This window comes from Polyangium sp. 6x1 (genome assembly GCF_029946515.1).
Classification (GTDB): Bacteria; Myxococcota_A; Polyangia; order Polyangiales; family Polyangiaceae; genus Polyangium.
In genome coordinates this window covers 1-9,331 of the sequence record NZ_JARZHH010000143.1, presented here as the reverse complement: position 1 = coordinate 9,331, position 9,331 = coordinate 1, and the positions used below count along the sequence as shown (strand labels likewise).

Below are 9,331 nucleotides of genomic sequence, written 5' to 3'. Positions count from 1 at the left end.
CCGGGCGGCCGCGCCTTCGAGGGCGGTGGCGGCGTCATGGAGCGCGGCGGCGGCGCCGGAGAGCGCGGCGGCGGCGTCGGAGAGGCCGGGCCCGGGGGGCGGCGGCACGCTCGGCCCGGGGCGCTTCGGGCGCAGAGGTTCGGCGCTCGGCGGCACGCTTGGCGAGCGGCGGTTCGCGTTCGGGGTGGGGCCCGGTGTGGAATCGGGCCGATGGGACCTCTCGGGGGCCTGCGCGGCCCGCGGGGGTGGGACCCGTGGAGGGGATTGTGTCATGGCAAGAAAGCGCGAAGTGCGTCATTGAGCCCGAAAAGGGTGCGATGGGAGGCGGGCCCGGAGCTCCCTCGACGCGCCCGAAGGCGCGCGCCATTACGGAGCAACGCGTGTGCCATCCTGGAATCGATCCTTTTTCGCGCAATCGTGGCGACCTGGAGGCGCGCGGCCGCGCGGCGGCGGTCCAGAGCGTGATCGGCCCGTCCTGCACGCGCCTGCGATTGAGGTGCGCGGGACTCGGCCCACGCGCGGACGAACGCGGATTCAGGGGTCGTCGTCGTCGGTCCGGCGGAGCCGCGCGCGCACGGGGGGGAGCGGGACGGTCGCGTTCGGGACGGGCCGGTCGGAGGACTCGCGCTGGTAGGCGCCGATCGTCGCGCGGACGATGGGGGGCAGGAACACGTGCTCGAGGTCGACGCTGGCGAGCGAGGCGGCGACGGTGGCGATGCGGTCGACGAGCGGCGCGCGTTCGTCCACGAGGATGACGCGTTTGCCGCGGATGACACAGAGCCCCCCGCGCCACTTCTTGCCACCGTCGGAGAGCGAGGGGTCGAAGGACTCGGAGCGCACGGTGATGCCCGCCTTGCGCGCGGCCTGGATGAGCTCCTGGAGGAGCCGCCCGAGCTCCATCCCCGGAGCGTACTCCCGTTCGAGGCGGACCGCGTACGTTTCCTTCATTTCCTGATACTCTCCGGGCGGGCGACGGCGCGGGCCGCCGTCCGGGGGTGTGCTCGGGAGGCTTACGTCGTGCGCTTTTCGTTTCGCTGGGGGCTCGTTCTGGTTGCGCTCGCCACGCCGGCGGTCTGGCTCGGACCGGGCTGCGGCGCGCGCACCGACATCGAGGACGACACCCTCGACGAGGAGGAAGAAGAGGACGCCGGCCCCGACGCGCCCGGCGACGACGCGCAGCCGGACGTGACGCCGGATGGCTTGTTCTTCGACGTGGTGGAGGAGCTCGTCGAGGACGCGCCGTTCGACGTGGTGGAGGATGCGCCGTTCGACGTGATCGAGGACGTGCCGGTCGACGTTCCCGCGGACGTTCCGGTCGACGTGCCGGAAGACGTCCCCGCGGATGTGCCGGAAGACGTGCCGGAGGACGTGCCGGTCGACGTACCGGAAGACGTGCCGGTCGATGTCCCGGTCGACGTCCCAGAGGACGTGCCGCAGGACGTGCCCGTCGACGTGACGCCCGACGGCCCGTGTCCGGACGCCGACGGGGATGGCTACTCGGTCTGCGACGGGGACTGCAACGACGCCGATCCGCTGGTGAACCCGGGCGCGTTCGACTTCCCGAACGGCAAGGACGACGACTGCGACGGCGTGATCGACAACCCGAACACGGCGTGTGGCACGGGGCTCCAGTACACGTCGCAGGATCCGCTCGACTACGCGAAGTCGATCGAGCTTTGCCAGACGACGACGCTGAACGCGACGGGCGCGAACAAGCGCTGGGGCGTGATCGCGGCGGAGCTGCGCCTCGCGGATGGCACGGGCACGCCGGCCGCGCAGTCGCACGCGATCATCACGTCGATGGGCAACGTGCTCGGCCCGCGGGCGAACCAGAACTTCGCCTTCTTCTCGACGGGCTTCGCGGCGACGCCGAGCCAGCCGTACTTCCAGTTCGGCACGCCGCAGGGCGGCACGGACACCGGCACGCAGTCGGCCTCGCCTCCCGGCTTCCCGACCAACAAATCAGGATGTCCGGTCCCCGCCTCGCCCACGGCATTCGACCCGGTCAACCTCAAGATCCAGGTGCGCACCCCCACGAACGCGAACAGCTTCGCGTTCGATCATGCGTACTGGTCGTCCGAGTACCCGGAGTACGCCTGCTCGCCGTTCAACGACCTCTGGGTGGTGCTCTTGAAGACGAACGCGCCGGGGATCGCGAACAACCACAACGTGGTGTTCGACAACCAGGGGACGCCCGGTTCGGTGAACCTGAACTTCTTCGATCGTTGTGTGGCTGGACCGACGGGTTGCTTCGGCACGCCAGGTTTCAATTTCTGCTCCGGCGGCAAATCCGAGCTCGCGGGCACGGGCTACGACGACTTTGACTCGCCTTGCAACAACACACCGAGCTCGATCGGCGGCAGCACGGGGTGGCTGACCACGGAGGCGCCCATCGTGCCCGGTGAGATCGCCACGGTGGAGTTCATCGTGTGGGACTCGTCCGACGGCATCTTCGATTCGTCCGCGATCCTCGACTTTTTCCGCTGGTTGCCGGGCAAGCTCCCGACCCCGAAGACGTACCGGCCGTAGCGGGCTGGCGGCGTTCGTCTGGAAAAAGTCCGTCCAGGGTGATCGGGGGCGTGGAGATCGTGCGATCGTGGACGTTCGGGCGGGCTCCCGCGGTTGACTCGGTGATCGTCCCGTGTTATGCGGCTGTTCAGTAGCGTGTCCGGCCGAGTGGGAGCGAATGTGCGCTTCCCGGTCGTGGCGGGCAGAGGCCCAGCGCGTGGCGTCGAAACAAGGACGGCACGTGCGACGCGCACCAAGAGGAGCGCCCAAGTGATGGGAGCGCCCGAAGGGCTGGACAAAAGATGACGTTTACCGATGCAGCGGCCGAGGTGCTTCGCCTCGTCGGCAGGCCGCTCCACTACAAAGAGATCACCGATATCGCGATAGAGAAGAACTTGCTCAGCCATGTCGGGAAGAGCCCCGAGGTCACGATGGGCGCTCGGCTCGCCGCGATGCTCAAGAAGGACTCGTCCGACACGCCGCTCATCCGGGTGAAGCCCGGCGTCTTCGCGCTGCGGGAGTGGGACGAGAAGACGCTGCGCGCGGGTCTCGACGGCAAGAAGGGCAAGCGCGGCGGCAAGCAAGAGCCCGCGAAGGCCGCTCGGCACGAGGTCGAGGAAGAGGTCAGCGCGCCGGAGACCGTCGAGGAAGAAGCTGAGAGCGAGGCCGCGGAGGTCGAGTCGGACGAGGCGCCCGAGGAGCTCGAGGCCGCCCCCGCCGCCCCTGAAGAGGTCGTCGCCGCCGAGGAAGAGGCCGACGAGGACGACGAGACGCTCGTGTCCCCGGCTCCGGCAGCCAAGATCGCCCCGCCCATGCCTCGCCCGTCGGCGCCGTCGTACGCGCGTGCCGCGGACGAGGAAGAGATCGACGCAGGCCCTGCCGGCCCCGACGACGTGATGCGCGCGGAGGCCGCTGCTGGCGCGGCGGAGATGTTCGACGAGGAAGAAGACGACGACCAGCCGATCCTCGGCGGGGGCGATGAGCGCGCCGGTGGTGGGGCGGGCGAGCCCGGGGGAGAAGGCCGCCGTCGTCGTCGCCGCCGTCGCCGTGGTCGCAGCACGAACGGGGAGGCCCAGGCTGTGCCCACGAGCGGAGGCGGGCTGCCTTCGTACACGGCGACGCCCGCGTTCGAGGTTCGTCGCGACACGCGCGACCGTGACATGGGCGGCCGCGACCGCGACCGTGACGCGGGCCGTGACGCGGGCCGTGACCGCGACCGCGACGCAGGCCGCGACCGTGACCGCGAGATCGTGCGCGATGTGGCGCCGACCGAGGCTGTCTATCGCGGGCCGCAGGTCATCGAGCTGACCCCGGGTGAAGGTCATCCGGCGCTCGACGATCTCGCGGGCCGTGAGCTCTCCGATGCGGTGGCTGCGATCCTGTCGACGTTCGATCGCAACGCCGGTGCGGTGTCTCTGCGGCAGATCGCGGAGACGGCGCAGCGCCGCGGTCGCCTCTCGGGGGATGCGCAGCTCGTGCAGTCGCAGGTGGCCGCTGCCGTGCGGTCGGACAATGCTCGCCGGATTGCTGCCGGTCAGCGGCCGCGCTTCCGCTTTGCTGGCGGGCGCGTGGCTCTGACGGACTGGCTGCTCGGTGGCGACCTGGCGCGCCTGGAGCAGGAGGCCCTTGCTGCGGTGGAGCGTTATCGCGACGCGGCTCGTCGTGCCTTTGCTCGCAAGCTTGGCGAGTTGCCTGGGCATGCGTTCATCGAGGTTTGCGTCCTTGCGCTCGAGCGCATGGGGGTTGGCCAGCTTCGCGCGGTGCGCCGCGCGGGTGCGCCGGGTGGCGAGTCGCACTTCTCGGGCGTCCTGCGTGTGGGCAACGACGAGATCCGGGTGGCGATCGTGATTCGTCGCGACGGCCGTGAGGTGGGTCGCGAGCGGGTGACGGAGCTGCGTGGCTCGCTGCACCACTACGGGCCGGCCACGGTCGGGTGGATCTTCACGGCTGGGCAGACGTTGTCTGGGGCGCGGGAAGAGGCGTCTGTTCCGGGGACGGCGCCGATCGCGCTTTACGACGGCCTCGCCGTGGCTCGCCTCTGCGAGGACAACGACGTGGCGGTGATTCGGGCGCGGCTGCCGATCGCGATTCCGGACGTCGATCTGCTCGACGCCCTTCGCGCGTCCTGATCCTGGGTGGGGGGCGCTGCCCCCCACGCCCTCCCGTGCCGCTGCCGTTCGTTTGAACCCAAACAAACGGCAGCGCGCCCGCCTCCCCTTCATTGGAACACAAACGATCCTCGCGCAGCTCTGCGCGTCGCTGCACCTTTTGCATCGACCGCATCGCGGTCGATGCACCCTCGGTCCAGGCCGCGCCTGGTCCGGGTCCAGGGGTGGACAACCCCTGGTCGGGTCCGGGGTGAAACCCCGGCGCGACGCCTCAGAGCGAGCTGACGAAGCGAAGCAGCGCGGCCCTGCCTGCGGCGTCGAGTGCGCGAAAACCTTCGCGTGCGGCTTCGGCTTCGCCGCCGTGCCAGAGGATGGCTTCTTCGATGCTTCGGGCGCGTCCGTCGTGCAGGAGACGTGTGTGCCCGGAGATGAGGTTTGTCATGCCGATGCCCCAGAGGGGGGCGGTCCGGAAGTCGCGCCCTCCGGCCTCTTGGTCGGGGCGTTCGTCGGCGAGGCCGGGGCCCATGTCGTGGATCAGGAGGTCCGTGTACGGGTAGATGTGTTGGCCTTCGAGCTCGGGGAAACCTGCGAGGGGGCCGGTGATGAAGGATGGGGTGTGGCATCCGCTGCAGCCGGCTTGCGAGAAGAGTGCTTTTCCGAGGAGCACGTCGGGGTTGGCGGCGTCGGGGCGATGGGGCACGGCGACGAGGTGCGAGAGGAGGACGATTGCGTCGAAGCGCGCTGGGTCGATGTCCTGCGTCGTGCCTGCGGCTGCGGCGCATTGCGCTTGGAGGGGGGGACAGTTGTCGGTCGGGTGCAGTGGGGAGGTGATTCCGATGTCGCCGAGGAAGGCTCCTGCTGTTTGTCGTGCGAGATCCACCTCGTTGGCTTTCCAGCCGAATCGGCCGGCGGAGAGCGCTCCTTCGATGGAGACGTGGTTCCTCCGGCCGCGGATTCCGTCGCCGTTTGCGTCACTGGGGTCGGCGAGTGCTTCGATGTCCTCGTCGCGGATTGCGGCGAGCAGGCCGAGACCGATCATGGGCTGTGCAACCCGCGGCGAGAGCCTCGTGTTCTCTGCGAGCGGGCCGAATGCCAGATCGTGCGCCGTGTAGGCCGGCGCGAGCAGCTCGTAGGAGGCGCCGTCTGCGTAGGCGCCGGCTTGGGCTTCGTAGGCGACGGAGAACCATCCTTCGGGCAGGACGCCGGGGATGGCTTTGTTCTGGATCTGGTCGCCGTAGCGGGGATCGGGGACGAAGGCGGCGCCGTCCTCCGAGGGGATCGAGAGCCGCACGAGCATCGACGTCATGGGCTGACCGGGGGGCGGGGGCGCGCCCCGGCCGCCTCGGAAATGGCAGCTTCGGCAGGAGGTGCCGACGTAGGTCGGGCCGAGGCCGTCACGGTCGACTTCGCCTCCGACTGTCCAGGCGACGTCGAAGAGCGCGAGTCCGGCCTCGAAGGTCCCGAGGCGCTCCAGGGAGAGGTTTGCCGCGGGGCGCAGGAAGCTCTTTTCGTCGCGCGAATCGATCGTCGTGTCGCCGCCGGGCCGCTCCTCGCCCGGCTCGAAGGTGGCCGGCTTGGCTCCGCCCGCGCCGCCGCCAGAACCGCCGCCGCCTGGTCCTCCGCCCGACGCCCCCGCCCCGCCGGTGCCCGAAGCCGAGCCGCCGGGGCCCGTGGGCGCCTCGTCGGAGCACGACAGGCCCAGGAGGGGGATCGCGGCCAGGAGAGCGATCCATCGCGCTGCATGGCGGCTCACGGCCAGGGCACCTCGATCGGGATGCTCGATCGCTCCGGGCCTTCGGGGGGCAGCGGGAGCCCGAGCTGCCCGCTCGTGTTCGACCCCCACGCCTGGAGGTTGCCGCCGTCGTTCACGGCCGTGCCGCCGGTGAGGCCAGCGGCGACCGCGCGTACGCCCGAGGCCAGGCTGGGGGTGGGTTTGGTCCGCATGTTCGTGTCGCCCACGCCGAGCTGCGCGAGGCTGTTTTGCCCCCAGACGAGGAGCTCGCCGCTCGCCAGCACGGCATGACTCGTGTTTCCCCGGGCGCCGAGCGCGATGGCGCGGCCGGGGAGCACGAGCGGAACGGGCTGTGGCTTCGAGGCCAGGATGCCGGCCGATCCGTCGCCGAGCTGGCCGCTCGAGCCGAGCCCCCATGCGTGGAGCCCGCCGGCCGTGGTCAAGGCGAGGACATGGTCCCGCCCGGCAGCCACGTCCACGATGTCCCCGAGGTTCGGGACGATGAGCGGATCGGGGTGGGGCGAGCTGTCCTCGTCGCCGAGGCCGAGCTGACCCTCGTCGTTCGAGCCCCACGCGTGCACGAGGCCGCTCGCGTCGACCGCGAACGAGGCGTCGTCGGAGGCGGCGACGGCGACGATTCCATCGAGCGGGAGGACCTCGACGACGCCGGGGTGGCTTTCCGTGTCGCCCGCGCCGAGCTGGCCTCGGTCGTTTTGCCCGGCGGCGAAGACACGACCGTCGGCGCGCAGGAACAGGGCATGTCCTCCGCCGGGCGCGATCGCTGCGATGTCGTCGAGCCCTGGCACGGGCTCGAAGGGCGGCTGGCCCGCGGGGGCTCGGAATACGTGCCCTTGGGCGTCGAGCGCGAAGAGCGTGCCTCCGCCTTCGGCGATGGCCCCGAGCGCGGCCGGCGCGTCCCGCTTCTTGGGCGTCGGGTCGCCTCCGCCCCATTGCAAGAGGGTCCCGTCCCGGAGAGCGAACATCGTGTCGATGGATGCGGCCACGAGGCGCCCGCCGTGGAGATGCCCCTCCACGGAAGCCGTTTTCCCCGACGGCAGCACGAGCGTCACGACAAACCCGTTCGCGCCGCGCGCGCGTGGCAGCCGCAGCCGCGCCGTTCCCGTGGTCACCTTGGCGTCGATCGTCTGCTCGTCGGTGATCGCCTCGCCGAGCACGAGCCGCAGCGTCGCGCCGCCTTCCGGCACGGCGAAGCCGACGTCCACGTCCACGTGACGACGCTCGAACGCCATCCCGGGCAGGGGGCTCACGAGCGTGAGAACGACGTCCTCGTCCGGAATCGCGCTTCCGCCCTCTCCGGTCGAGCCCCCGCCGCTCCCGCCTGCGCCCGCCGCGCCGGTCGAGCTCGCGGATGTCGTCGTGTCCGCCGGCGGGTCGCTGGAACACGCGACGGCCAGGCTGGCGGCGAGCGTGCCCAGGGCGAGCGCGCGGAGCCTCATGGCTGTGTCACGAGCCCCGGCGTCGGATAAGCCCAGTTGTTGAGCAGGTTTGGCCGTCCGAGGCTGCCGTTCGTGCTCCAACCCCACGTGTAGACCGCGCCGTCCGGCGAGAGCCCGATCGCGTGGGTCGCGCCCGGATCGATGTCGAGCGTCGACGGCAGCGCGAGGGGCGCGTCCGGCGCGCTCCGATCGACGGTATCGTCGCCGCCGATGCCGAGCTGCCCATTGAAGTTTTGCCCCCAGCCGACCGCGCTCGCGTTCGTCCGGACCGCGAAGCTGTAGTTTCCATCGGCCAAGACCGTCGCCGCATCCTGCAATCCCACGACGGCCGTCGGCGAAAGGACGTCCGCGTCCGCGCCGCTCATTCCATTGCCGACCTGGCCATTTTGATTGAGCCCCCAGCCCACGACCGTCCCGTCGGCGCGCACCGCGAGCACGTGATCCCGCCCGGAAGCGAGGTGCACGACGTCGGTCAATCCGGGCACCTGGGCCGGCGTCGGGTGCGGATCGGTATCTGCGGTCCCCTGGCCGAGGCTGCCGTACTGGTTCCTCCCCCAGGCCCAGACCGTGCCGTCGCGCCCGAGCGCGAGCGAGTGCTTCGAACCGGCGACGACCTGAATGATGTCGTCGAGCCCCGCGACCACGACCGGATAATGGCGGTCCTCCGTCGTACCGTCGCCGAGCTGCCCGGAGGCGTTGTCGCCGAAGGCGCGCACCGTCCCGTCGTCGAGCAGCACGAGCGTGTGATCGTAGCCGAACGTCGCCGCGAGGACGCCGGTCAGGTTCGGGTTCTGCGTGGGGACCTCGCGCTTGTCGGCGTCGGGCATGCCCGGGGAGCCCAGGCCGAGCCGGCCGTCGGCGTTGTTTCCCCAGACGAACAGGATGCCGTCCTGGCGGAGCGCCAGCGATTGGTTCTGGCGGAGATCGATCGCGGTGATCTCGTCGAGTCCGGGCACGAGCACGGGCTCGAAGCGCGACGTGGCGTCGCCGACGCCGAGGCCGAGCTGACCGAGGTTGTTGCGGCCCCACAGAGCGACCTTCCCCGCCGTGACCGTGCCGGTGTGGGAGCCGCCTGCGCCGAGCCTTCGCTCGAACATTACCTCGAGCGGCACCTCCGTTCGGTTGCCCGAGAGATCCTCGGCGGCCACGAGCAGCGTGTTTTTTCCGCGCGTCGGCCGCTGGTCCACGGCTCCATCGAACACCGGCACGCCGCTGCTCATGTCGAGCGTCACCGCGGGGGCGCCGTTCCAGCGGAATTCGACTTTGGCCAGGCTGCCGGGGTCCTCGGCGTGCACGGCGACGCGGAGGCGAGCCGTGCGGAGCTGGGCGCCGTTGCTCGGGCCTGCGAGCGTCACGACGGGCGGCGTCGTGTCGGGCAGAGCGCCCCCTTCGCCGCCGGCGCCGCCGGTGCCGCCAACGCCACCGCTGCCGCTGCCGCCGACGCTACCGCTGCCGCCGCCGCCACCGCTGCCGCCTACGCCGCCGCTGCCGCCCACGCCACCGCTGCCGCCAGCGCCGCCCATGCC

The 9,331-nt window shown here is 71.0% G+C and carries 6 protein-coding genes; 2 read left to right on the top strand and 4 right to left on the bottom strand.

Going from position 1 to position 9,331, the window contains the following annotated elements; genetic code table 11:
* Positions 1-534: 534 nt before the first annotated feature.
* Positions 535-948 (bottom strand): hypothetical protein, encoded by a 414-nt coding sequence (locus QHF85_RS48970; RefSeq protein WP_281334449.1) that lies wholly within the window; start codon positions 946-948, stop codon positions 535-537.
* A 69-nt stretch (positions 949-1,017) separates the two neighbouring features.
* Between QHF85_RS48970 and QHF85_RS48965 the strand changes: the two genes are divergently transcribed.
* A complete protein-coding gene (locus QHF85_RS48965) occupies positions 1,018-2,529 on the top strand; it encodes a putative metal-binding motif-containing protein (RefSeq protein WP_281334448.1) in 1,512 nt (503 codons plus the stop codon).
* A 281-nt stretch (positions 2,530-2,810) separates the two neighbouring features.
* Entirely contained in the window at positions 2,811-4,637 is a 1,827-nt protein-coding gene (locus QHF85_RS48960; protein ID WP_281334447.1) for an HTH domain-containing protein, read from the top strand.
* Positions 4,638-4,887: 250 nt separating this feature from the next.
* Here the strand turns inward: QHF85_RS48960 and QHF85_RS48955 are convergent, their stop codons facing one another.
* The 3 genes from QHF85_RS48955 to QHF85_RS48945 form a co-directional block, all read right to left on the bottom strand.
* Positions 4,888-6,369, bottom strand: a complete 1,482-nt coding sequence (locus QHF85_RS48955) for a di-heme oxidoredictase family protein (protein WP_281334446.1) — start codon at positions 6,367-6,369, stop codon at positions 4,888-4,890.
* On the bottom strand, positions 6,366-7,805 hold the full coding sequence (locus tag QHF85_RS48950) for a hypothetical protein (protein WP_281334445.1): 1,440 nt from the start codon (positions 7,803-7,805) through the stop codon (positions 6,366-6,368). Before QHF85_RS48950 ends, QHF85_RS48955 begins: the two co-directional genes overlap by 4 nt.
* Positions 7,802-9,331: Ig-like domain-containing protein (locus QHF85_RS48945; RefSeq protein WP_281334444.1), on the bottom strand; the 1,530-nt coding region annotated here is incomplete at its 5' end. The genes QHF85_RS48945 and QHF85_RS48950, both read right to left, overlap by 4 nt.

What these genes read in the sequence shown, in the direction of transcription:
- QHF85_RS48970 (WP_281334449.1), bottom strand. Translation starts at nt 948, where the DNA reads ATGAAGGAAACGTACGCGGTCCGCCTCGAACGGGAGTACGCTCCGGGG.
- QHF85_RS48960 (WP_281334447.1), top strand. Translation starts at nt 2,811, where the DNA reads ATGACGTTTACCGATGCAGCGGCCGAGGTGCTTCGCCTCGTCGGCAGG.
- QHF85_RS48950 (WP_281334445.1), bottom strand. Translation starts at nt 7,805, where the DNA reads ATGAGGCTCCGCGCGCTCGCCCTGGGCACGCTCGCCGCCAGCCTGGCC.